At 69.1% G+C, this 21,574-nt stretch carries 22 protein-coding genes and 1 pseudogene; 10 read left to right on the plus strand and 13 right to left on the minus strand.

Annotated features, from left to right (window positions below):
- Positions 1–31: 31 nt before the first annotated feature.
- The 5 genes from rlmB to ACQEVY_RS20850 all read right to left on the minus strand — a co-directional run bounded on the left by rlmB (position 32) and on the right by ACQEVY_RS20850 (position 5,030).
- Positions 32–973 carry a 23S rRNA (guanosine(2251)-2'-O)-methyltransferase RlmB gene (gene rlmB / locus ACQEVY_RS20830; RefSeq protein ID WP_432950668.1) on the minus strand — a complete coding sequence of 314 codons (942 nt, stop codon included), beginning with the start codon at positions 971–973 and terminating at the stop codon, positions 32–34.
- Positions 974–1,092: 119 nt separating this feature from the next.
- Positions 1,093–2,490, minus strand: coding sequence for a cysteine--tRNA ligase (gene cysS, locus ACQEVY_RS20835; RefSeq protein ID WP_432950670.1), 1,398 nt, complete (start codon positions 2,488–2,490; stop codon positions 1,093–1,095).
- A 285-nt stretch (positions 2,491–2,775) separates the two neighbouring features.
- Positions 2,776–3,279 (minus strand): 2-C-methyl-D-erythritol 2,4-cyclodiphosphate synthase, encoded by a 504-nt coding sequence (gene ispF / locus ACQEVY_RS20840; protein WP_432950672.1) that lies wholly within the window; start codon positions 3,277–3,279, stop codon positions 2,776–2,778.
- A complete protein-coding gene (gene ispD, locus ACQEVY_RS20845) occupies positions 3,269–4,012 on the minus strand; it encodes a 2-C-methyl-D-erythritol 4-phosphate cytidylyltransferase (RefSeq protein WP_432950674.1) in 744 nt (247 codons plus the stop codon). Before ispD ends, ispF begins: the two co-directional genes overlap by 11 nt.
- A 535-nt stretch (positions 4,013–4,547) precedes the next feature.
- Positions 4,548–5,030 (minus strand): CarD family transcriptional regulator, encoded by a 483-nt coding sequence (locus ACQEVY_RS20850; RefSeq protein WP_003953493.1) that lies wholly within the window; start codon positions 5,028–5,030, stop codon positions 4,548–4,550.
- 617 nt (positions 5,031–5,647) lie between these two features.
- Here ACQEVY_RS20850 and ACQEVY_RS20855 point away from each other — a divergent pair.
- Positions 5,648–6,355 (plus strand): DUF461 domain-containing protein, encoded by a 708-nt coding sequence (locus ACQEVY_RS20855; RefSeq protein WP_432950676.1) that lies wholly within the window; start codon positions 5,648–5,650, stop codon positions 6,353–6,355.
- Between the two features lie 116 nt (positions 6,356–6,471).
- Here the strand turns inward: ACQEVY_RS20855 and ACQEVY_RS20860 are convergent, their stop codons facing one another.
- Both ACQEVY_RS20860 and ACQEVY_RS20865 read right to left on the minus strand, forming a co-directional pair.
- Positions 6,472–7,152 carry a response regulator transcription factor gene (locus tag ACQEVY_RS20860; protein ID WP_033322296.1) on the minus strand — a complete coding sequence of 227 codons (681 nt, stop codon included), beginning with the start codon at positions 7,150–7,152 and terminating at the stop codon, positions 6,472–6,474.
- Entirely contained in the window at positions 7,149–8,435 is a 1,287-nt protein-coding gene (locus tag ACQEVY_RS20865; protein ID WP_432950678.1) for a sensor histidine kinase, read from the minus strand. The genes ACQEVY_RS20860 and ACQEVY_RS20865 overlap by 4 nt, the downstream gene beginning before the upstream one ends.
- Positions 8,436–8,763: 328 nt before the next feature.
- Here ACQEVY_RS20865 and phoU point away from each other — a divergent pair, with 328 nt between their 5' ends.
- From phoU to ACQEVY_RS20890, 5 genes are all read left to right on the plus strand, one after another.
- Positions 8,764–9,453 (plus strand): phosphate signaling complex protein PhoU, encoded by a 690-nt coding sequence (gene phoU / locus ACQEVY_RS20870; protein ID WP_432950680.1) that lies wholly within the window; start codon positions 8,764–8,766, stop codon positions 9,451–9,453.
- 184 nt (positions 9,454–9,637) lie between these two features.
- A complete protein-coding gene (locus tag ACQEVY_RS20875; protein WP_328769881.1) occupies positions 9,638–9,793 on the plus strand; it encodes a hypothetical protein in 156 nt (51 codons plus the stop codon).
- Positions 9,794–9,989: 196 nt separating this feature from the next.
- The gene (locus ACQEVY_RS20880) at positions 9,990–10,238 is read left to right on the plus strand and encodes an SCO4226 family nickel-binding protein (RefSeq protein ID WP_432950682.1); all 249 of its coding nucleotides are present in this window, start codon (positions 9,990–9,992) and stop codon (positions 10,236–10,238) included.
- A gap of 144 nt (positions 10,239–10,382) precedes the next feature.
- Complete coding sequence (locus ACQEVY_RS20885; RefSeq protein ID WP_432950684.1) at positions 10,383–10,589, plus strand: hypothetical protein; 207 nt, start codon at positions 10,383–10,385, stop codon at positions 10,587–10,589.
- 278 nt (positions 10,590–10,867) lie between these two features.
- Positions 10,868–11,836 (plus strand): hypothetical protein, encoded by a 969-nt coding sequence (locus ACQEVY_RS20890; RefSeq protein ID WP_432950686.1) that lies wholly within the window; start codon positions 10,868–10,870, stop codon positions 11,834–11,836.
- A gap of 155 nt (positions 11,837–11,991) precedes the next feature.
- Here ACQEVY_RS20890 and ACQEVY_RS20895 read toward each other — a convergent pair whose 3' ends face one another.
- Positions 11,992–13,077 (minus strand): substrate-binding domain-containing protein, encoded by a 1,086-nt coding sequence (locus ACQEVY_RS20895; RefSeq protein ID WP_432950688.1) that lies wholly within the window; start codon positions 13,075–13,077, stop codon positions 11,992–11,994.
- A 271-nt stretch (positions 13,078–13,348) separates the two neighbouring features.
- Here ACQEVY_RS20895 and ACQEVY_RS20900 point away from each other — a divergent pair.
- Positions 13,349–13,627 (plus strand): annotated as a pseudogene (locus ACQEVY_RS20900) (tyrosine-type recombinase/integrase); the annotation flags it as partial.
- 78 nt (positions 13,628–13,705) lie between these two features.
- Here the strand turns inward: ACQEVY_RS20900 and ACQEVY_RS20905 are convergent.
- Entirely contained in the window at positions 13,706–14,467 is a 762-nt protein-coding gene (locus ACQEVY_RS20905) for a phosphoglyceromutase (protein ID WP_432950690.1), read from the minus strand.
- Between the two features lie 163 nt (positions 14,468–14,630).
- On the opposite strand from ACQEVY_RS20905, the gene ACQEVY_RS20910 reads away from it, so the two are divergent.
- Positions 14,631–15,872, plus strand: a complete 1,242-nt coding sequence (locus ACQEVY_RS20910; protein WP_432950692.1) for an MDR family MFS transporter — start codon at positions 14,631–14,633, stop codon at positions 15,870–15,872.
- 187 nt (positions 15,873–16,059) lie between these two features.
- The gene (locus ACQEVY_RS20915; RefSeq protein WP_432950694.1) at positions 16,060–16,458 is read left to right on the plus strand and encodes a hypothetical protein; all 399 of its coding nucleotides are present in this window, start codon (positions 16,060–16,062) and stop codon (positions 16,456–16,458) included.
- Positions 16,459–16,486: 28 nt separating this feature from the next.
- Here the strand turns inward: ACQEVY_RS20915 and ACQEVY_RS20920 are convergent, their stop codons facing one another.
- Positions 16,487–16,963, minus strand: a complete 477-nt coding sequence (locus tag ACQEVY_RS20920; protein ID WP_432950696.1) for a DUF2000 family protein — start codon at positions 16,961–16,963, stop codon at positions 16,487–16,489.
- Between ACQEVY_RS20920 and ACQEVY_RS20925 the strand changes: the two genes are divergently transcribed.
- A complete protein-coding gene (locus tag ACQEVY_RS20925) occupies positions 16,962–17,792 on the plus strand; it encodes an AraC family transcriptional regulator (RefSeq protein WP_432950698.1) in 831 nt (276 codons plus the stop codon). The two genes, ACQEVY_RS20920 and ACQEVY_RS20925, sit on opposite strands and share 2 nt — an antisense overlap.
- Here the strand turns inward: ACQEVY_RS20925 and ACQEVY_RS20930 are convergent.
- From ACQEVY_RS20930 to mshA, 3 genes are all read right to left on the minus strand, one after another.
- Positions 17,747–19,534, minus strand: a complete 1,788-nt coding sequence (locus tag ACQEVY_RS20930) for a glycosyl hydrolase family 28-related protein (RefSeq protein WP_432950700.1) — start codon at positions 19,532–19,534, stop codon at positions 17,747–17,749. The two genes, ACQEVY_RS20925 and ACQEVY_RS20930, sit on opposite strands and share 46 nt — an antisense overlap.
- Positions 19,535–19,679: 145 nt before the next feature.
- Positions 19,680–20,180: a YbjN domain-containing protein gene (locus ACQEVY_RS20935; protein ID WP_432950702.1), complete on the minus strand. Its 501-nt coding sequence runs from the start codon at positions 20,178–20,180 to the stop codon at positions 19,680–19,682.
- Complete coding sequence (gene mshA, locus ACQEVY_RS20940; protein WP_432950704.1) at positions 20,173–21,510, minus strand: D-inositol-3-phosphate glycosyltransferase; 1,338 nt, start codon at positions 21,508–21,510, stop codon at positions 20,173–20,175. The genes ACQEVY_RS20935 and mshA overlap by 8 nt, the downstream gene beginning before the upstream one ends.
- Between the last annotated feature and the right edge of the window lie 64 nt (positions 21,511–21,574).

Raw genomic sequence — 21,574 nt, forward strand, 5'->3', positions numbered from 1 at the left:
CCGGACTCCGTCAAGATCACCCCGCCCACCGTCAGGCGCGCCGTCGAGCCGCCTCGTACAGCACAACTCCGGCCGCCACACCCGCGTTCAGCGACTCGGCGCCGCCCGGCATCGGGATCCGTACGCGGTAGTCGCAGGTCTCGCCGACCAGCCGTGACAGGCCCTTGCCCTCGCTGCCGACGACGATGACGACGGGTCCTTCGAGTGCCTCCAGGTCCCCGATCTCGGCGTCGCCGTCGGCGGCCAGGCCGACGACGATGATGCCCGCCTTCTTGTACGCCTCCAGGGCGCGCGTCAGGTTGGTGGCGCGGGCGACGGGTGTTCGGGCGGCGGTGCCGGCGGAGGTTTTCCAGGCGCCGGCGGTCATGCCGGCGGCGCGGCGCTCGGGTACGACGACGCCGTGGCCGCCGAAGGCGGAGACGGAGCGGACGACGGCGCCGAGGTTGCGCGGGTCGGTGACGCCGTCGAGCGCGACGATCAGCGGGTCCTCGCCCGCGTCGTACGCGGCGGCGGCGAGGTCCTCGGGGTGCGCGTACTCGTACGGCGGGATCTGCAGGACGAGGCCCTGGTGGTTGAGGCCGTTGGTCATGCGGTCGAGTTCGGGGCGGGGGGCTTCCATGAGGTGGATGCCGCCGCGCTCGCCGGCGAGCTGGAGCGCCTCGCGCACCCGCTCGTCGTTGTCGATGAACTGCTGCACGTAAAGCATGGTCGCCGGCACGCCCTCGCGGAGCGCCTCGACGACGGGGTTGCGGCCGACGACGAGTTCGGAGGTGGACTTGCCGCCGCGGCCCCTGGGGGCGGGTCGGCGGGCGGTCTGCTTCGCCTGGGCGGCGGCGATGCGGTTCTTCTTGTGCCCCTTGCGCATCTCGGCGGGCGGGGTGGGGCCCTTGCCTTCCAGGCCCCGGCGTCGCTGGCCGCCACTGCCGACCTGCGCGCCCTTCTTGCCGGACATGCGGCGGTTGTTTGCGGCCATGACCTACCTGTCTCTGTGTGAATGCGTGCGTGTGTACGTCTCTGAATGCGCTGTGCGTCTATGAAGTGTGCCGCCCGGAAGGCCGGGCGGCACAATCGATCAAGGATTCCGCCGCGGGATCAGCGCGGGCCGAGCGTCCAGCGAGGTCCTTGAGGGCTGTCTTCGATGACGAGGCCGGACTGGCTCAGCTGATCGCGGATGGCGTCGGCGGTGGTCCAGTCCTTGCGGGCCCGGGCCGCCTCACGCTGCTCGAGAACCAGTCGTACGAGGCTGTCGACGACCCCGTGCAGGTCCTGGCCCTGGTCGCTCCCGCCGGCCCACTGCGGGTCGAGCGGGTCGAGACCGAGAACGCCGAGCATGGCCCTGACCTCGGCGAGCCGGGCGACGGCGGCGTCCTTGTCGTCGGCGGCGAGTGCGCTGTTGCCCTGCCGGACGGTGGTGTGCACGACGGCGAGGGCCCCCGGCACGCCCAGGTCGTCGTCCATGGCCTCGGCGAAGGCGGGCGGCACATCGGCGGCGGGCTCGACAGGCCCCGCCATGTCGACGACCCGCTGGATGAAGCCCTCGATCCGCGCGAACGCCGACTCGGCCTCGCGCAGGGCCTCTTCGCTGTACTCGATGGTGGAGCGGTAGTGCGGGGTGCCCAGGTAGTAGCGCAGGACGATGGGCCGCCACTGCTTGACCATCTCGGAGACGAGGACGCTGTTGCCAAGCGACTTGGACATCTTCTCGCCGCTCATGGTGACCCAGGCGTTGTGCACCCAGTACTTGGCGAACTCGTCGCCGAAGCCCCTGGCCTGGGCGATCTCGTTCTCATGGTGCGGAAAGATGAGATCGATCCCGCCGCCGTGAATATCGAAGGCGGACCCCAGATACTTGTGCGCCATGGCACTGCACTCCAGGTGCCAGCCCGGCCGCCCCCGTCCCCAAGGCGTCTCCCAACTCGGCTCCCCCGGCTTGGCGGCCTTCCACATGGCGAAGTCCCGCGGATCCCGCTTCCCGGTCTCGCCGTCCTCCGAGGGCTGACGCAGCTCGTCCAGGTCCTGGTTGGACAGGGAGAGATAGCCGGGCAGGGAGCGCACGTCGAAGTAGACGTTGCCGTCAGCCTCGTAACCATGCCCGCGCTCGATGAGCGTGCGCATCATCTCGACCATCTCGGTGATATGGCCGGTGGCACGCGGCTCGTACGTGGGCGGCAGGCACCCGAGGGCTTCGTAGCCGTCGTTGAACGCCCGCTCGTTCTCGTAACCGATGGACCACCAGGGCCGGTTCTGCTCCGCGGCCTTATTGATGATCTTGTCGTCGATGTCCGTGACATTGCGGATGAACGTCACGTCGTAGCCGCGGTGCGCGAGCCACCGGCGCATGATGTCGAAGTTCAGGTACGACCTGACGTGCCCGATGTGCGGTGCGGCCTGCACGGTGGCACCACACAGGTAGATCGAGACACAGCCCGCTGAGAGCGGGACGAAGTCACGAATCTGCCGGGCGCTGGTGTCGTACAGGCGAATAGTCACGGGTCCAAGGGTAGTGGGTGTAGCTACGGGGTTTGAGCGGGTTCGAAGCTCAGTAAGGGACGCGCCCCGTAGGGGCGGCGCCCCATAGGGGCGCGGGGAACTGCGCGACCAGCCACGGACGGCCCGCAGCCGCGACACACGGTGTCACCCCACCCCGGTAGGCACCCACCCACCCCACGAACCCGCCCACCCGCCGTAGGCGCCCTACCCAGCCGGAGGCATGGGGCCTGGAGCGCAGCCCCAGTTTCGGGAAGGGGCGGGGCTGGGGAAAGAAAACCCCCACATTCAGCCCGTACGAACGACCAACGCCGTAGCCACCGCCATCAACCCCTCCCCCCGCCCCGGAAACCCAAGCCCATCCGTAGTGGCGCCCGAAACCGAAACGGGCGCCCCCACCGCCCCGGACAACAACTCCTGCGCTTCATCCCGCCGTTTCCCAATCTTGGGCCGAGGCCCAACAACCTGAACGGCAACGTTCCCGATGACAAACCCAGCGGCACGCACGATCCGAGCCGCCTCGGCAAGCAACGTAACCCCGGAAGCCCCGGCCCACTCGGGCCGCCCCGTCCCGAAGTGAGCCCCAAGATCACCAAGCCCAGCGGCAGAGAACAACGCGTTACAGGCGGCATGCGCGACAACATCCGCATCGGAATGCCCGGCAAGCCCCGCCCCCTCGCCCTCCCACTTGAGCCCGGCACACCACAACTCCCGCCCCTCCTCGAAGGCGTGAATATCGGTACCGATCCCCACCTGCGGCAACACGAACGGCAGCGGCGCCTCAGAACCCATCCTTGGCCCTCCGCCGCGCAAGGACCGCCTCGGCCAGCACCAGATCAAGCGGCCGGGTCACCTTGAACGCCTCCTCGTGCCCCGGCACGACCACAACGGGCTTGCCCAACTGCTCGACCATGCTCGCGTCGTCGGTGACCCCGTCCGTGACGGTCTCGTGGGCGTGCAGCAGGGTCTCCCGGTCAAAGCCCTGCGGAGTCTGCACAGCCCGCAACCGCCCCCGCTCGGGAGTGGCGACGACCGGCTCGGGCGAGCCGTCGCTACGCGGCTCGACCTCCTTGACGGTGTCGGCGAGAGGCAGCGCCGGTACGACTGCGGGGGCCCCGTCCCGTACGGCCTCGATGACCGCGTCGACGGTGTCGACGGGCACCAGCGGCCGGGCGGCGTCGTGCACGAGCACGATGTCGATGCCGGGCGGCAGCACATCAAGGCCGAGCTTCACGGACTCCTGCCGGCTCTCGCCACCGGGCACGACGAGGAAGTCGGTGCGCTCGGGCAGCGAATGTGAGCCCAGGAGCGACTTGACCTCGGGGGCCCCGTCGGGCGGCGCCACGACGACGACGAGCGAGACGGCACGCGACGCGGCCATGGCGCGTACCGCGTGAATGAGCATGGGAGTGCCGTTCAGCGCCCGTAGCGCTTTGGGAGCGCCCGGCCCGAGGCGCACGCCTCGGCCGGCGGCCGGAATCACGGCGGCGGTACCGGCCCCGGAACGGCGTGAATCGTCAGACATCGGTTCCTGTCGGGTGTGTGTACGTACGGGTGTGTACGGGATTGTGTACGACCAGGTCCTGCCGGTTGTGCACAACCCGGTCCTGCCGGTTGTGTACAGCCAGTCTGGCCAGTTGTGCACGGCCCGGTCCGGTCGTCGAGCCGACGTCCATCGCTCGTCGATCCGGCGTCCGCCGGACGTCAATCCGGCGCCCGCGAACGCCGCCCGGCACGCACCGGTTTGACCCGCCGGTTGACGTCGGTTTGACGACCGGGCCCGTGTGGGTATGGCCTCAGCGTGCCGGGCGCGACGCCTTGACCGGGGACCCTTCCGTGACATCCGGTCGAGCCAGCTGCCCGGGCCCGGCACGCCAAGTATCGGCGGCCGGAAATTCATTACCCAGTCGCCGACGTACGGTCGTACGGTGTTCTGGGTGCGAGCATGCCGCAGCGCCCGGCGACAGAACTTACGTCATCGGGCACCGCGGCATTTCAATTGCGTACGCCGGACCGCTCGTATCGCCTCTGGTCGGGAAGCGATCAGAGAGTGACGGGCGTCAGGACGCGAGGACCTCGTCGAGCAGGGCCTCGGCCTTGTCCTCGTTCGTGTTCTCCGCGAGGGCGAGCTCGCTCACCAGGATCTGCCGAGCCTTGGCGAGCATGCGCTTCTCGCCGGCGGAGAGTCCGCGCTCGCGCTCACGACGCCACAGGTCACGGACGACTTCCGCAACCTTGATGACATCACCGGAGGCGAGCTTCTCGAGATTTGCCTTGTAACGACGCGACCAGTTCGTGGGCTCCTCGGCATACGGCGCGCGCAGCACTTCGAAGACCCGGTCCAGCCCGTCCTGACCGACCACATCACGTACGCCGACGAACTCCGCATTGTCCGCTGGCACACGCACCGTCAGGTCGCCCTGGGCGACCTTCAGCACCAAGTAGGTCTTGTCCACGCCTTTGATCTGACGAGTTTCGATGGCCTCGATCAGCGCGGCCCCGTGATGGGGATAGACCACGGTGTCGCCAACCTTGAACGTCATGTGACAGGTACCCCTTCCGTGGCTATCCAGAGTAACACGAGAACCGCATCTTCTGAATGGCGTTTTCGCAGGTCAGGGCACATCTCGGGGCTTGACAACAGCGACAGGAACGTGCTTCGAGGGGGCGCGACAAGGGGGTATTCGCAGGTCGGAGCCGTTCCTCGAGGTGCGCGAAACCCGCCCGTTACAAGCCTTCGAAGGCTTACTCGCGTGGCCGAACGTCCAGATTTGTCGGGTTCCGGAGGTGGGGCTTGGGCTACTCCGTTCGGTGATCGGGGGCGGGTACGAGACGATTCCGGAATTGATCAGGCCATGCCGAAGATCAATTCTCTTGCGGATCTCTTGCGGGCTCCTGATCGCATTCCTTATGGGAAATGTTGTCAACGTGGCTCGGATGTACTTGTGTGCTCTTTGTGTACGTCGGGACATGAGGTGCGCTCTCCGCAAGCGACCTCAAGAACACGCCCCGATGCAACGGTCGCGGCGATCCCGAGAGAGCCCATAGAGGCGGGTCGGGTGCGGGGCCGCCGCGGCGGCTCGGTAACCTGAGGCCGCTGACCGACCTCAGTGCGGCTTTACCAGGCCGCCGCCCCTGCGTTCAAGGAGTTGCCGCCGCCGTGAGCAGCAGCCTTCGACGCGGCGCCCTCGCCGCCGCCGCCATCGCGTTCTCGATCGCCTCGCTCGCCGCGTGCGGCGCCGGAAGCAACGCCCAGTCGCTGGAGATCAAGCCGGACAACGCGGCGACCAGCGTCGGCGACATCCAGATCCAGAACGCCGTAGTGATCATCCAGCCCGACCAGGAGTCGACGGGCCCGTCCGCGATCTCCGCGACCCTGTTCAACAACGGCAACAGCGCCGAGACGCTGGAGTCGATCCGTGTGGCGGGCGTCAAGGAGCCCGTCACGCTCAAGCCCGCCGAGGGTTCCGGCCCGATCACGGTGCCGGCCGACGGCTCGGTGATCCTCGGCGGCAAGGGCAACGCCTCCGCCGTGCTGAACGGCGGCCGCGAGGCCCTGGAGGACGGTGAGGCGCAGCAGGTCACCTTCACCTTCAGCGAGACGGGTGCGGTGAAGCTGCGGGCGTTCGTCGTCCCGTCCGAGGGCTACTACGCCGAGTGGGGCCCTTCCGAGACTCCCCAGGCGCCGGGTTCCGAGGGCTCCGGGAGCCCGAGCCCCAGCGGGTCCCCCTCCGGCACGCCGAACGAGCCGGGGAACGGTGAGGCAGGCGCGGACGGGTCCGGGCAGGGCAGCCCCACGGACGCCGCGTCGCCGAGCGCGACGCCCACGGCTCCCGAGGGCGGCGGGGACGCGGCCGCCGGGCACTGAGCGTCGTACGGCCGCGGAATTCTCGTACGTACTGAATTCTCGTACGTACGAAGGGCGGGACCCCGCTTTCCACGGGGTCCCGCCCTTCGTCGTGCTCAGCGTGCGAGGTGTTCGGCCTACGGCTCGAACTTGTAGCCGAGGCCCCGCACCGTGACCAGGTACCGGGGCGCGCCCGGGTCCGGCTCGATCTTGGCGCGGAGGCGCTTGACGTGGACGTCCAGCGTCTTGGTGTCACCCACGTAGTCGGCGCCCCAGACGCGGTCGATGAGCTGCATACGGGTCAGGACGCGGCCCGCGTTGCGCAACAGCATCTCCAGGAGGTCGAACTCCTTGAGGGGGAGGTCGACCTTGGAGCCGGAGACGGTGACCACGTGGCGGTCTACGTCCATGCGGACCGGGCCGGCCTCCAGGGCGGCGGGGGTGACCTCCTCGGGCTCGCCGCGGCGGCGCAGTACGGCGCGGATGCGGGCGACCAGCTCGCGTGAGGAGAAGGGCTTGGTCACATAGTCGTCGGCTCCTATTTCCAGGCCGACGACCTTGTCGATCTCGCTGTCCTTGGCGGTGACCATGATCACCGGGACGTTCGAGCGGCTGCGCAGCTGGCGGCACACCTCGGTGCCGGGCAGTCCGGGCAGCATCAGATCGAGCAGGACGAGGTCGGCGCCGTTGCGCTCGAACTCGTCGAGGCCGTCGGGCCCGGTGGTCGCGATGGCGACCTCGAAGCCCTCCTTGCGGAGCATGTAGGACAGAGCGTCGCTGAAGGACTCCTCGTCCTCGACGACGAGCACTCGGGTCACGGAAGGACCTCCGGGGCAGAAAGCGATTCGTACGGGGATGTAGTGGGGGATGTGACGGTGGTCGTTCCGTCGGGCTGCCCGGTGTCGACGTCGTCGGCGAGTCCGGACGTGTGGTCGGTCGCGCGGTCGCGGGCCACGCCCGCCTCCGGCAGCCGGAGGGTGAAGGTGGAGCCCTGACCCTCGGAGCTCCACACCGTGACCTCCCCGCCGTGCGAGGCGGCCACGTGCTTGACGATCGCCAGGCCCAGGCCCGTACCGCCGGTGTGGCGGGAGCGGGCCGGGTCGACGCGGTAGAAGCGCTCGAAGATGCGCTCGCGGTCCTTCTCGGAGATGCCGATGCCCTGGTCGGTGACGGCGACCTCTATGAGGTCTCCGCCGGGTGCGGGGACCTTGCGGGCGGCGATTCCCACGCGCGTACGGGCGGGCGAGTAGTTCACGGCGTTCTCGACGAGATTGCCGAGGGCGGCGGCCAGCTGGCCGCGGTTGCCCCAGATCTGCAGGTCGGCGGTTCCGCCGGCGGCCATGGTGATCTGCTTGGTGCCGGCCTGGTGGCGGCAGCGGTCGATGGCCTCGGCGACGAGTTCGTCGACGCGTACGGGCTCGGCGTCCTCGAGGGGGTCGTCGTTCTGGACCCGGGAGAGGTCGATGAGTTCCTGGACGAGGTTGGTGAGGCGGGTGGCCTCTATCTGCATGCGCCCGGCGAAGCGTTCCACGGCCTCCGGGTCGTCGGCGGCGTCCATGACCGCCTCGGACAGGAGGCTGAGCGCGCCGACGGGGGTCTTGAGCTCGTGGCTGACGTTGGCGACGAAGTCGCGGCGTACGGCCTCGATGCGGCGGGCCTCGGTGAGGTCCTCGACGAGGAGGAGTACGAGGCGGGAGCCCAGCGGGGCGACGCGGGCGGACACGGCGAGGGCCTCGCCGCGGCCGGTGCCGCGGCGAGGCAGGTCCAGCTCGACCTGCCGTATTTCGCCGTCGCGCCGGGTGTCGCGGGCCATCTGCAGCATGGGCTCGACGGCGAGTTTCCCGCCGCGTACGAGACCGAGGGCGTACGCGGCGGAGCTGGCCTTGACCACGGCGTCGGCCTCGTCGAGTACGACGGCCGAGGAGCGGAGCACGGACAGGACCGTGTCGACGCCCGGCGGAAGCACCGGGTCCGTGTGCAGTGACGTGCGCGTGGGCCGCTTCTGCTCGCGCTCGCTCCAGCGGAACGCCAGCATGGCGATGACGCCGGTGAGTACACCGGCGATCGCTGCCGCTGCGGCGACCGCCGCGTTCACGTCCATGGCTCCAGGTTAGGCATGACGTACGCCCCCCTTACACCGCCAGGAGTCTCGTGTCGCCCAGAGTTCACCGTGGGGACCGTGTCGGTTCACTTCCTCCGAGAGCTTCGTCGGAAGGCATACCAGCAGGGAGGGGCCATGTCGCTCATAGTTCACCTGGGTGATACGGATGGTTCATTTGTGGGGGCGGAAACGGACGCGTTCAGGCCGGACCGTGGGAGCGTGGGGTACGCGAGCCCCTCGGAATCCCGTAGGGGAATCGTGCATGGGGACCCGTGTACGGGGATCCGTGTACGGGATCCGGAAGCTGACGTAAGAGAGGGACATCCTGATGCGCGACGCGTACCACGAGGAACTGGACTCGATCGGCGAAGGCCTGGTCGAGATGGCCCGGCTCGTCGGGTCGGCGATCGGGCGCGCCACGACGGCGATGCTCGACTCCGACCTGAAGCTGGCGGAGACCGTGATCGCGGGCGACCAGAAGGTGGACGATCTCCAGCACGAGCTCGAGGCGCGGGCGATAGCCCTGCTGGCGCGGCAGCAGCCGGTCGCGACGGACCTGCGGATCGTGGTCACGTCGCTGCGGATGAGCGCGGACCTCGAGCGCTCGGGCGACCTCGCCCAGCATGTCGCGAAGCTCGCCCGCCTCCGCTTCCCGGAGCGCGCGGTCCCGCACGACCTGCACGCCACGATCCTTGAGATGGGCCAGCTCGCGCAGCGTCTGATGGCGAAGGCGGCGGAGGTCATCGTCACGAAGGACGTCGACCTCGCGCTCCAGCTGGAGCAGGACGACGACGCGATGGACACCTTGCACCGCGCCCTGTTCCAGCACCTCATGGACGACCGCTGGAAGCACGGCATCGAGACGGCCGTCGACGTCACGCTGCTGGGCCGCTACTACGAGCGCTTCGCGGACCATGCGGTGTCGGTGGCGAACCGGGTGGTGTACCTGGTGACGGGCGAGCACGCGGACGAGCTTCAGCAGGACGTGCAGCCGGCTACGGGGGTTGAGGGGGCGTAGGCGCTCCGCCGCAAGGTGTACGGGTCGGGTTGCGAGGGCCCGTACGGGCTGTTGCGGGGGCGTGCGGCTCCGTCGCAAGGGCGTACGGGTTCGTGGTCGGTGCTTGGGAGCCTCGGTGCGCCGTTGATGCGCCGGGCGGTGGGGGCCTGCAATGGGCGTAGGCATCAGCCTTCGAGGAGGGACCATGGCCGAATCCCCCACCACCACCCCCGACCCGACCCGGGAGCGCGAGACGGAACAGCCCGCCGAGATCACCAGCCTCCCGCTGCTCGCCGCGTGCGGCTGCGGCGCGGGCTGCAGGTGCGGCTGCCAGTCGGGCAGCCCTTGCCAGTGCGGTTGAGCTCGTACGGCTCGTACGTCTTGCGGGGCTCGTACGACGGCTCGGTGCCCGGGTCGTCGTACGAGCCCCTGTGAGTCATTCGTACGTGCCTCGTCATTCGTACGTGCCTCTGTGAGCGGTCGCCCGCGTGGCCCTCCGGGCGCAGCATGGAGGAGAGGGGGCGGGCGAACTCGTCAGCGCAAGGAGGTGCGAGGCCATGGCTCACTTCATGGACGTCCACCACGGAATGCAGGGCATCACGGCGGAACAGCTGAGGCAGGCCCACCAGGCGGACCTCGCCATCGAGCAAGAAGAGAACGTGCACTTCCAGAAGGCGTGGGCAGACCCCGAGTCCGGCACGGTCTACTGCCTCTCCGAGGCCCCCACCGCCGAAGCGGTCCAACGCATCCACGAACGCACCGGCCACAAGGCCGACGAGATCCATCCGGTGCCGCTGGAAGTGTGAGAGGGGGCGAACGACCCTCTCGGGGTGCGGCTACCTGCACCCTCGATCCGGTAGAGCACTCCATGGTTCCGGCGAGCGGGCGACGGGATGGTTGAACCCAGCGAATCCCAGAGGTTCACAGCTCCCAGCCGGAAGGAACTTCCCATGAAGTCGCCGCTGCTCTCGAAGACGAGCACCACGCAGGACACCCCGGCCGCGTTCCCCCACGAAAGCGACCTCACCGCGCTGCTCACCGCCTGGGAACTGGCGCATGCGACCGCCACCGACCCCGAGTGGCGCCACCTCCTGGACGAACTCGCCCACCCCGACACCATCCAGGCGTTCCACCGCCTGGCCGGGGCAGCGGCTTGAGCCCGTACGGCTCGCGCGCGTACGGGCGCCGCCCACTTTTAGCCGGAAGTCGTGTGCTCCTGGACGGAAGACGGATGCCCGACCGTCGGCTGCGTGTCTAGCGTCGACCGGACCGATGACGACTCGGACCGTCGAACCGCCACGCTAGGGATCCGCATGCCCGCACTCTCCGCTCCTGCCGCATTGCCGCGGTACGCGGTCATCGCCGCGATGCTCCGTGATGTCGCCGCGCTACTCCTCATGGCCGCCAATCGCCCGCGTCGACAGGAGCCGAGCGCATGCTGACCGTCCGCGGCATCTCCTACCTGGTCGGCGAGGCAAGTAACGAGGACGTGCGGCGGGACCTGGAGGTCATCGCCCAGGATCTGCACTGCACCACCGTGATGCTCATCGGGGACGGGAAGCGGTTGATCGATGCCGCCCGCACCGCCCTCGAGACCGGTCTCGGCGTCTACATCCGGCCCAACGTTCCCGAGCTGCCTCAGCCGAAGCTGCTGGAGCACCTGGACACGGTCGCCGAGGCGGCCGAAGAACTTCGCCGGGAACACCCCGACCGGGTGACGCTCCTGGTCGGCAGCGAGTTCTCCCACACCGTGCCCGGCATCGTCCCCGGACCCCGGTCGTTCCTGCGCTTGAAGCTCATCGTGCGTTTCCACCGCGTACTGCGGCGCCGGATCGACCGGCGGCTCCACCGGCTGCTCACCATCGCCGTGACCACCGCGCGGCGCCGCTTCGGCGGGCCGGTCACCTACTCCGCGGCCGGGTGGGAACACGTCGACTGGTCGCTGTTCGACCTGGTCGGCGCCAGCCTCTACCGCTCCGGCCGCAACCACGCCACCTACACGGACCGCCTGCGCACCCTGGTTCGCGACCACGACAAGCCCGTCGTCATCACCGAGTTCGGGTGCGGTGCCTTCACCGGAGCCGACCAGCGGGGAGCCGGTTCCTTCTGGATCGTCAACTGGTTCGCCACACCCCCGCACATCCGCGGCCACCACCCCCGCAACGAGGCCGTCCAGGCCCGCTACCTCGGTGAACTCATCGACCAGTACGACGCGGAGGGCGTACACGGCTGCTTCGTCTTCACCTTCGCCATGCCCGACTTCCCGCATCACGACGACCCCCGCCTGGACCTCGACAAGGCCGGCTTCGGGGTCATGGCGGTGACCGGCGACGGCGCGTGCAGCCCCAAGGAGGCGTTCCACGAGGTCGCGCGGCGTTACGGCGACGCAGCCGTGCAGGAATGACCGAGGGCGCCGCCGCGCGGGGAAGTCACAGCTGGTCGTCGGAGGTCCCACAGAGGGTCCCAGAGCGGGCCCAACTTGGGGCGCGTCGGGACCTCTGGCGCTAGAGGTCAGACCCTCTACCGCTAGAGGTCTTGAGGTGAACGCGTAGATCGCGTTTACGTGGTGAGTCCCGCCCTTTCACAAGCGGCTTTGTACTTGGGCGTGCAGATCTGATCGATCGTGTACATGCCGTCCTTGACGACCGTGTCCTTGATGTTGTCGGCGGTCAGGGAGGTCGGGGTGAGCAGGACGGCCGGGATGTCGTCGGTGGTGGGGCTGTCGACCGTGTCTGTGGTGATGTCGCCGAGTTGTTCACCCTGGGCCAGGGCGACGGCCATTTCGGCGGCGGCATCGGCCTCAAGCTTGAAGGGCTTGTAGACGGTCATGTACTGCTCGCCGCTCACGATGCGCTGTACGGCCGTGATGTCGGCGTCCTGGCCGGTGACCGGGGGGAGCGGTGAGACCTTGGCGGCCCTGAGGGCGGAGATGACGCCGCCAGCAAGGCCGTCGTTGGCGGAGTAGACGCCGTCGATGTTGTCGGCGCCGAGAGCGGAGATGGCGCCGGACATGTTGATGTGGGCGTTATCCGGATTCCACTCGACGGTGTCGTACGCCTTCCCGATCTTCACCTTCCCCTGGAGGACGGACAGGGCGCCCCTCTTGAAGGCGGCCGAGTTCGGGTCGGCCGAGGAGCCATTCATCATGACGATCTGCCCGCCGTCCGCCTTGTCGCCCATGGCCTTGAGGAGCGCCCGGCCCTGGATCTCACCGACCTTCTCGCCGTCGAAGGAGACGTAGCCCGAGATCGGGCCACTGGCGAGGCGGTCGTAGGCGACGACCGGGATGCCCGCGCGATCGGCCGTCTCGACCGAGGACCGGGCCGCCTTGGCGTCGACGGGGTCGAGGATCAGGACCTCGACCCCCTTGGTGACCATGGAGTGAATCTGCTGGTGTTGGGTGGCCACATTCTCCTTGGCGTTGGCGTACTCCACCGTGCAGTCGCCGCACAGGTCCTTGATCTTCTTCTCGATCAGGGGCCTGTCGAACTGCTCGGCGCGAGGGGTCCCGGCTCCCGGGAGCAGCAAGCCGATCGTCACGCCGCCCGTGCCGGAAGTGTTCCCGTCCTTGCCGCAGGAGGCCAGGACGACGGCCAGGGACACCGTGGCCACAGAGACGGCGGCACGGCGCAGGTAGAGCTTCACGTGCGGGCACCTCCTTACCCGTCGACCGGACGTCGATCAGATCCCCATCCCAGTATGGGCAGGTACAGGGTGCGGAGGGCTGACCAGCCACGCTGCAGCAAGGGGCGGACGTTCCGGAGCCGCAAGTGCAAGAGCCGAGATACGGAACCGCTACAGCGCGAAGCCAGCAGCTCAGGACTACCTTGCGCGACTCCACGCCCTTCGACAGGAGAAGCCGGGGTTCCTGCCTCAGTGAGGTTGCGGGGCTCGGGGCCATCTGGCGCACGTCGCGGACCACTGGAAGCCCGCGCTCGCAAAGGCAGGCGTCATCCCGAGGGCCAAGAGCCGCGTGCACGCCGCCGCGCGGGAGCACGGCATGCACGCGCTCAGGCACTTCTACGCGTCCGTGCTCCTGGACGCCGGGGAGAGCATCAAGGCCCTTGCCGAGTACCTCGGGCACTCGGACCCAGGCCTGACTCTGAAGGTGTACGGGCACCTCATGCCGAGCAGTCGGGAGCGGGCCCGGAAGGCTCTCGGGCAGGCTCTCCGACCGCAAGATCACACGGACTGAGGTTCCAGAAAGGTTCCAAGGCATGAAAATGCCCCTGAGTCGCGCCATGTGCGCAGCTCAGGGGCATGATCACAAAACCTACTTCTTCTTGCCCTGGTTCTTGACCGCCTCGATCGCCGCCGCGGCCGCCTCCGGGTCGAGGTAGGTGCCGCCGGGGTTCACCGGCTTGAAGTCGGCGTCCAGTTCGTACGACAGCGGGATGCCCGTCGGGATGTTCAGGCCTGCGATGTCCGCGTCCGAGATGCCGTCGAGGTGCTTGACGAGGGCGCGCAGCGAGTTGCCGTGGGCCGCCACCAGGACCGTGCGTCCGGTGAGGAGGTCGGGGACGATGCCGTCGAACCAGTACGGCAGCATGCGGACGACGACGTCCTTGAGGCACTCCGTCTGCGGGCGCAGCTCAGGCGGGAGAGTCGCGTAGCGCGGGTCGTCGAACTGCGAGTACTCGGCGTCGCGGTCCAGCGGCGGCGGAGGCGTGTCGTACGAGCGGCGCCACAGCATGAACTGCTCCTCGCCGAACTCGGCGAGCGTCTGCGCCTTGTCCTTGCCCTGGAGCGCGCCGTAGTGACGCTCGTTCAGGCGCCAGGTGCGGTGGACCGGGATCCAGAGGCGGTCGGCGGACTCCAGCGCGAGCTGCGCGGTGCGGATCGCGCGCTTCTGGAGGGAGGTGTGCACGACGTCGGGCAGCAGGCCGGCGTCCTTGAGCAGCTCACCGCCGCGGACTGCCTCCTTCTCGCCCTTCTCGTTGAGGTTGACGTCCACCCAGCCGGTGAACAGGTTCTTCGCGTTCCATTCGCTCTCGCCGTGGCGGAGGAGGATCAGCTTGTACGGTGCGTCGGCCATGCCCCGAGCGTAATAGACGCCCTGAATCCGTCGTGGGGCTGCCCGGCAGCCGGACAGTTGAGGGCACGCGGTAATTGACTGGCCTCGCCGAGCGGGCCGCTTGTAAGTTACAGAGGGACCCTACGCCGCTTACATCCGGGGGACCTCGATGTTACGCGCCGCCATGAAACGCGCCGTCCGCGAATCCGTCTCCGGCTTGCCCCGCGCGTTCTGGTGGCTGTGGCTGAGCACGCTCGTCAACCGGCTCGGGGCCTTCGTCGCCACCTTCATGGCGCTGTATCTCACCCTCGAGCGCGGCTACTCCGCCTCGTACGCCGGTCTCGTCGTCGCACTTCACGGGCTCGGCGGGGTCGTCTCCTCCATCGTCGCGGGGGTGATGACCGACCGGCTCGGGCGGCGGCCCACCCTGCTCATCGCCCAGTCGTCGACGGCCGGGAGCGTCGCACTGCTCGGCTTTATGGAGCACCCGGTCGCGATCGCCGCCGTCGCCTTCCTGGTCGGCGCGACCAGCAGCGCCTCCCGGCCCGCCGTGCAGGCGATGATGGCCGACATCGTCCCGCCCGAGGACCGGGTGCGCGCCCTCTCCCTCAACTACTGGGCGATCAACCTCGGGTTCGCGATCTCGTCGGCGGTCGCCGGATTTATCGCCGAGTACAGCTATGTCGCCGGGTTCCTGATCGAGGCCGGAATGACGCTCGCCTGCGCGATCGTCATCTTCGCCAAGTTGCCGGAATCCAGGCCCGTACGTACGGAGAAGGAAAAGGCGGCCGAGGAGGTGAGCCTCGGCACCGTTCTGCGCGACGGCCGGTTCATGGGCATGGTCGGGCTGTTCTTCCTCGTCGCGCTGATCTTCATGCAGGGGATGGTGGGGCTGCCGGTGGCGATGGGTCAGGCGGGGTTCGCGCCTGCCGACTACGGCATGGCGATCGCCATCAACGGCGTACTGATCGTCGTCCTCCAGATCCCCGTCACCCGCTTCCTCGAAGACCGGGATCCCGCGCGGCTGCTCGTCATCTCGTCGCTCTGCGCGGGGTACGGCTTCGGCCTCACCGCCTTCGCCGGGTCCGTCGGACTCATCGCCCTCACCGTGTGCGTCTGGTCCCTCGCCGAAATCGTCATGGCCCCCATCCAGATGGGCCTGGTCGTCCGCCTCTCGCCCGTGCACGGCCGGGGCCGCTACCAGGGCGTCTACGCATCCACCTGGCCGGTGGCCAGCCTCGTCGCCCCGCTGATGGCGGGCGGGATCATCGACTGGCTGGGGGCGGAGTGGCTGTGGGCCACGTGTGCGGTGGTGGGGACGGTGGCGGGGGTCGGGTACTGGGTGCTGATGCGGGGGCTGCCGGATGAGGAGCCGGCGCCGGGATCCGCCGCGTCGCCCGCGAAGCCGGGGATCAGCGCGGCGTGAGCCATGCGGGGCGTACGACCGTGGGGCGCCCTCCCCGCCCTTCCCGCTCTCCCCGCCCTCGACAAGCCCTGGACCGCCCGGCGCCCGGGACCCCTCCCCGGTCCAACACCCCATGGTTCAGGGGCTGCTGGATGGCGGGGTGCGCCGGGTCGCCGGCGCAGACGGGACACGAGAAGGGGCAGGGCTCATGGTCACTGAAGCGCCGGCGCGTATGCCGTTGCAGGTCAAGATCGCTGTGGTGGTGATGTGGATTCAGGCTGTCATCAATGGTCTGGGCGGGTTCTTCATCCTGTCCGAGGTGAACAGCCGAATCGAACACAACCAGGAGGTCGACGGTGTGATGCGGCCGTTGGCATACACCTCCATCGTGCTGGCGCTCGTCCTGCTCACCTGCGCCGTACTGGCACGGAAGCGGTACGCCTGGGTGCGTAACACCGTGCTCGTGATCGAGGCGTTCGCGGTACTCAGCGGCCTGATCGGGTTGGCCGCCTCGGGCGGTGCCCCCTCGGCCGCCTCGGGCCTCGCCTTCGCCATCGTGATCGTGGTCGGGTTCAGCGGCGAGGGAGGGAAGTGGTTCGACCGCTGAGGTCAGCAACGGGACTCGGCCCTGGACCTCAGGGATGCATCCGCGCCCCCTTCACCACCTTGTCCACGCCGTTGCGCGGCCCATACACCGCGAGGCCCACCAGGTCCAACTCCCCTGTGGGGACGGCCCGTACGGCCGCGCGGTTGTCCCGGTCGTTGCCCGTGGTGAACAGGTCCGACGTGAAGACCGAGCGGGGCAGGGCGCGGGTGAGGGCGCGGCTGTGGGCCGCGGTCAGGGTCTCCTTGGAGCCTTCGAAGATCATCACGGGCTGGCGGAACATCCGGAGGTACGGGGTTCCGTCGGCGTCCTCGTACGGCTCGCCGATCACCTCGGGCAGCTCGGTGCCCAGGCCGCTGACCAGGAAGGCGGTCACATTCAGGCGCTGCCAGGACTCCAGGTCGTCCCGCAGGAGTACGGCGATCTTGGTGTCGAAGCGAAGGGGTTCGTTGTTCATGGGACGAGACTGACGGCCGCCGTACGCCACCGTCTTGTACGTTTCTTGCATGGTGCCCCGGCAGGAAGTCTCCGCCTGGCGCCCGCGTGTACCGGGTGTCGTGGAGGTCTTCCACGCCCACTTCACCGAGTACGCGTACCCCATGCACGTCCACGACGCGTGGACCCTGCTGATCGTCGACGACGGCGCCGTACGCTACGACCTCGACCGGCACGAGCACGGCACCCCGCACGACACGGTCAGCCTGCTCCCGCCGCACGTGCCGCACAACGGCTCCCCCGCGACCCCGTACGGCTTCCGCAAGCGCGTCATCTACCTGGACGCGACCCAGCTCGACGAGAGCTTCATCGGCCCGGCGGTGGATGGCCCGGACCTGGCGGATCCCGTGCTGCGCACGCGAGTTGGGCAACTGCACTCGGCCCTGCGGCATCCCGGTGACGAGCTGGAGGCGGCCAGCCGGCTCGCGCTCATCGGCGAGCGGCTGCGCGGCCACCTGCGGCCCCGGCTGACCGATCTGACCGGGGAACGGCCGCCGCCGGACCACGGCGTCGCGCACACCCTGCGCGAACTCCTCGACGCCCGCCTCGTCCCGGGCATCGCCCTGGACGAGGCCGCGCGGCTCGTGCATGCCCATCCGGCCCATCTGGTACGGGCGTTCAGCGCGGCCTTCGGTATCGCCCCGCACCAGTACCTGATGTCCCGCCGGGTCGACCGCGCCCGCCGATTGCTCCTCGACGGTCAGCCGCCGAGCGAGGTGGCCACGGCGACCGGCTTCTACGACCAGTCCCATCTGACGCGCCATTTCAAGCGGCTGGTGGGCGTGACCCCGGGGCGCTACCGCGGCAACTCGCGCATGAATTCTCGCGTCAGCTCACGCTGAGCCTCGTACAGATTCCGCGGTCGTACGACGTCCGTGGTGCCGTACAGCTCCAGGCGCGTGTGCAGGTCTCCGGAGAAGTCGGGTACGTCGATCTGGCCGAACTCGGTGCAGTGGTTGAGGCCGACGGTGGCGCTGTAGGGGGCCACGCTGTCGATCTTCACCAGTCCGGCCCGGTGGTTCGTGACGCGGATGTTCCAGTGGGTGAAGCGGGCTCCGAAGAGGGGTCCGGCGCTGTAGTCCCCTCCGTGGCGGCCGTTGTTGTCGACCGTGATGTCGGTGCGGACGTTCGCGAAGGGCATGCCGCGGTGTGTGTCGAAGGTGCCCATCCGCATATCGCCGCGCGACCAGACGTTGTAGGAGGAGAGGCCTTCTACGTTGATGCCGTGGAGCTGGGTGCCGGAGGGCGCCGGGGTCGTGCTCTGCTCGATCGTGAAGTCCTCGATGAGGTTGTCGTGCGAACCCTCGCGACAGAAGTACGGGTGGTGTGAACCCCGGCCCGCGACACGGGTGTTGCGCAGGGTGCAGGCCGAGGCCGCCACCAGGCCGAAGCCGTTGTCCATATGGCGCACGACGATGTCGTCGGCCCAGCAGTCGTATGCGCACTGGAACGTGACGCCGTTGTAGCCCCGGTCGAGGAGGTGCGGCGCCTGCGGCGTCTCGACGGCCTCCAGGGTGAGGCCTTCGACGCCCGCGCCGGTGAGCGCCGTGACGGGGGTGGTGAAGCGCGGGTCCCACTCGGGGCGTACGTCGAGCGGGAGGGGGCGCTCCAGGGTGACCTTCAGGCCGCGCACGCGCGCTATGCGCACGGGCCACTCGTAGGGGACGTAACCGGTCAGCTTTGTCTTGTCGTCCCAGTGGTACGCCTCCGGGCCCGGGCCGCCGCCCGCCATGTGCTCCAGGAGGGTGTGGTCGGCGTCGTCGGCTAATCGGAGCAGGACGAGCCGGCCGGGCTTCAAGTGCTTCGCGTCGGCGACCGTCACCGACCACGAGCCCCGTCGCGCCGGTGCCACGGTGGTCAGCGTCTGCCACTCGTCCCGTCTGTTCCCGGTCCAGCCTTCGAAGGGCCAGGCCTTCGCCCTGATCGCGGTGGTGAGTGAGTCCCAACGGGCCGTGGGGCAGAGCCAGATGAGTGCGCCCGCCCACGACCACGACGACTTGTCGCCGCCGTAACGCGATCCGTAGAGCCCGATCAGCTCGGTGAGGTTCTTGGTCGCGTACAGCTTCGTACGGTCGCTGCCGGCGCCGCTCAGGACGACGTTGGAGTGGCCGATGCGGATCAGGTTGTCGATGCGGTACGTGCCGGGCGGGACGACAACCGTGCCACCGCCGGCTCTTCCGGCAGCGGCGATGGCCCGGTTGATCGCGGGAGCGGAGTCGGTCACGCCGTCCGCCCTGGCGCCGTACGCGCGGACGTCGGCCACGACGGGGCGACGGGGGAAGTGCGCCGCCCCGGCGCGGTGACCGGCTCGGCCGACGTACGGGATCTGCGGGTGCGTGAAGGGGGTTTTCACGAACTCCCGCCAGAGGGCCGGCACTTTGCCCGTACGTTCCCGGGGTACCGCCTGCGGGGAGGTGGCGGCCGCCGCCGGTCCGTCGGTCACGGCGCCGGCGGCCACGGCCGCCGCGCCGTTCAGCAGTGCCCGTCTGGTGATACGCGCGTGCTTGGGGCGCTTCTCGTGTCCCCCAGGGTTCCCGCGTCGCTTTTCGTGCTTCTCGCCTGGCTCCCTTGACTCCTTGCTCATGTACGCACGTCCTTCCAGGGATGGGTATTTCCATGGATGTGAACGACGTTCAGAATTGCGTCGGCGGTGAGCATGCCATGGGGCCCCAGAGCAGGGAAGGGGGCATGCAGCGGTTAATCGATGGTTAATTGATCGAAACCAGGGGTCAGTTGGCGGGGCGCTGAGTCAGGTGAGTGAACGCGTCCAGGTTGCGCGTCGATTCGCCGCGCGACACCCGCCAGGCGTACTCCTTGCGGATCGCGGATGCGAAACCGAGCTCAAGGAGGGTGTTGAAACCGCCGTCGGCGGCCTCCAGGACCGAGCCGAGCAGCCGGTCGATCTCCTCGGATGTGACGGCGGCCAGGGGGAGTTTTCCGGACACATAGACGTCGCCGAGCGGGTCGACGGCGTAACTGACGCCATAGAGCTTGAGGTTGCGCTCCAGGAGCCAGCGGTGGACGCCGGACTCGTTCTCGTCGGGGTGCCGGATCACGAAGGCGTTGAGCGACAGGGAGTGTCTGCCGACGATCAGGGAGACGGTCGTGGACAGCTTGCGGGTGCCGGGGAGCTTCACCACGTAGGTGCCGGGTTCGGGGCTTTCCCACTCCAGGTCGGCGTCCTTGAGGAACGCCTCGACGACCTGTGCGGCCTGCCGTTCGTCAGCCATGGTGGGAGCGTACGCGACGGCGGTGGTCGTGGACCGCGGCCGTGTAGACGTCCGCGGTGGCCGAGGCCGCGGTGTTCCAGCCGAAGGACTTGGCGTGCCAGGCGGCGGCCTCGCCCATCCGCTCCGGGAGCGTGGGGTTGTCGGCGAAATCGCGCAGCACGCGCGCGTAGTCGACGGGATCGTGACCGGGGACCAAAAAGCCGGTCTCCTTGTCGCGTACGGCGACGGGGAGTCCGCCCACCGCGGCCGCAAGCACCGGAGTGCCGGTCGCCTGCGCCTCTATGGCGACGAGCCCGAACGACTCGCTGTAGGAGGGCATCACGAGGACGGAGGCGGCCCGGAACCAGTCCGCCAGCTTGTCCTGGCCGACGGGCGGGCGGAACCAGACGACGTCGGCGATACCCAGGCGGGCGGCGAGTTTCTGCAGGCCTTCAGGCTTGGCGAGTCCGCTGCCGCTCGGACCGCCCACTACAGGGACGACGATTTTCGAGCGGAGCTCGGGGCGCTCCTGAAGGAGGACGGCCACCGCGCGCAGCAGTACGTCGGGGGCCTTCAGGGGCTGGATGCGGCCCGCGAAGAGGGGGATCAGGGCGTCCTGCGGGAGCCCGAGACGGGCGCGGGCGGCGGCGCGGCCGTCGGCGGGGCGGAAGCGGTCGAGGTTCACCCCGGGGTGGACGACCGCGACCTTGCCGTGGTCGGCGTCATAGTGGCGTACGAGTTCGTCGGCCTCTTCGGAGGTGTTGGCGATGAGGCGGTCGGCGGCGCGGACGATCTGGGTCTCGCCGATGACGCGGGCGGTCGGCTCGGGGGTGTCGCCCTCGGCCAGGGCGGCGTTCTTGACCTTCGCCATGGTGTGCATGGCGTGCACCAGGGGGGCGCCCCAGCGTTCGGCGGCCAGCCAGCCGACGTGGCCGGAGAGCCAGTAGTGCGAGTGCACCAGGTCGTAGTAGCCGGGGCGGTGACCGGCCCAGGCCTGCATCACGCCGTGCGTGAAGGCGCACAGCTGGGCGGGCAGATCCTCCTTGGCGAGGCCTTCGTACGGGCCGGCGTCGACGTGGCGTACGAGGACACCGGGCGCGAGCTCCACCTTGGGCGGCAGGCCCCCGGTGGTCGCGCGCGTGAAGATCTCGACCTCGATGTTGATCGCGGCGAGACGCTGGGCCAGCTCCACGATGTAGACGTTCATGCCGCCGGCGTCGCCCGTACCGGGCTGGTGCAGTGGCGAGGTGTGCACGGAGAGCATCGCGACGCGGCGTGGCCTGCGGTGCAGCCTGAGCCTCGGGGGTGCCGCCGGAGAGCGGCGCCCGAGCCTGCTCACGTACTGGCTCACGTGGCGTTCCTCCTTGCTGCGGGCATGCCTGACCGGAGGACCTGGAGTGCCCTCCAATGCCGGA

The sequence above is a fragment of the Streptomyces sp. CA-288835 genome (assembly GCF_050936385.1).
Classification (GTDB): domain Bacteria; phylum Actinomycetota; class Actinomycetes; order Streptomycetales; family Streptomycetaceae; genus Streptomyces.

What these genes read in the sequence shown, in the direction of transcription:
- rlmB (WP_432950668.1), bottom strand. Translation starts at nt 973, where the DNA reads ATGGCCGCAAACAACCGCCGCATGTCCGGCAAGAAGGGCGCGCAGGTC.
- ispF (WP_432950672.1), bottom strand. Translation starts at nt 3,279, where the DNA reads ATGGGTTCTGAGGCGCCGCTGCCGTTCGTGTTGCCGCAGGTGGGGATC.
- ispD (WP_432950674.1), bottom strand. Translation starts at nt 4,012, where the DNA reads ATGTCTGACGATTCACGCCGTTCCGGGGCCGGTACCGCCGCCGTGATT.
- ACQEVY_RS20850 (WP_003953493.1), bottom strand. Translation starts at nt 5,030, where the DNA reads ATGACGTTCAAGGTTGGCGACACCGTGGTCTATCCCCATCACGGGGCC.
- ACQEVY_RS20865 (WP_432950678.1), bottom strand. Translation starts at nt 8,435, where the DNA reads ATGGACGTGAACGCGGCGGTCGCCGCAGCGGCAGCGATCGCCGGTGTA.
- phoU (WP_432950680.1), top strand. Translation starts at nt 8,764, where the DNA reads ATGCGCGACGCGTACCACGAGGAACTGGACTCGATCGGCGAAGGCCTG.
- ACQEVY_RS20875 (WP_328769881.1), top strand. Translation starts at nt 9,638, where the DNA reads ATGGCCGAATCCCCCACCACCACCCCCGACCCGACCCGGGAGCGCGAG.
- ACQEVY_RS20880 (WP_432950682.1), top strand. Translation starts at nt 9,990, where the DNA reads ATGGCTCACTTCATGGACGTCCACCACGGAATGCAGGGCATCACGGCG.
- ACQEVY_RS20885 (WP_432950684.1), top strand. Translation starts at nt 10,383, where the DNA reads ATGAAGTCGCCGCTGCTCTCGAAGACGAGCACCACGCAGGACACCCCG.
- ACQEVY_RS20890 (WP_432950686.1), top strand. Translation starts at nt 10,868, where the DNA reads ATGCTGACCGTCCGCGGCATCTCCTACCTGGTCGGCGAGGCAAGTAAC.
- ACQEVY_RS20905 (WP_432950690.1), bottom strand. Translation starts at nt 14,467, where the DNA reads ATGGCCGACGCACCGTACAAGCTGATCCTCCTCCGCCACGGCGAGAGC.
- ACQEVY_RS20910 (WP_432950692.1), top strand. Translation starts at nt 14,631, where the DNA reads ATGAAACGCGCCGTCCGCGAATCCGTCTCCGGCTTGCCCCGCGCGTTC.
- ACQEVY_RS20915 (WP_432950694.1), top strand. Translation starts at nt 16,060, where the DNA reads ATGGTCACTGAAGCGCCGGCGCGTATGCCGTTGCAGGTCAAGATCGCT.
- ACQEVY_RS20925 (WP_432950698.1), top strand. Translation starts at nt 16,962, where the DNA reads ATGGTGCCCCGGCAGGAAGTCTCCGCCTGGCGCCCGCGTGTACCGGGT.
- ACQEVY_RS20920 (WP_432950696.1), bottom strand. Translation starts at nt 16,963, where the DNA reads ATGCAAGAAACGTACAAGACGGTGGCGTACGGCGGCCGTCAGTCTCGT.
- ACQEVY_RS20930 (WP_432950700.1), bottom strand. Translation starts at nt 19,534, where the DNA reads ATGAGCAAGGAGTCAAGGGAGCCAGGCGAGAAGCACGAAAAGCGACGC.
- ACQEVY_RS20935 (WP_432950702.1), bottom strand. Translation starts at nt 20,180, where the DNA reads ATGGCTGACGAACGGCAGGCCGCACAGGTCGTCGAGGCGTTCCTCAAG.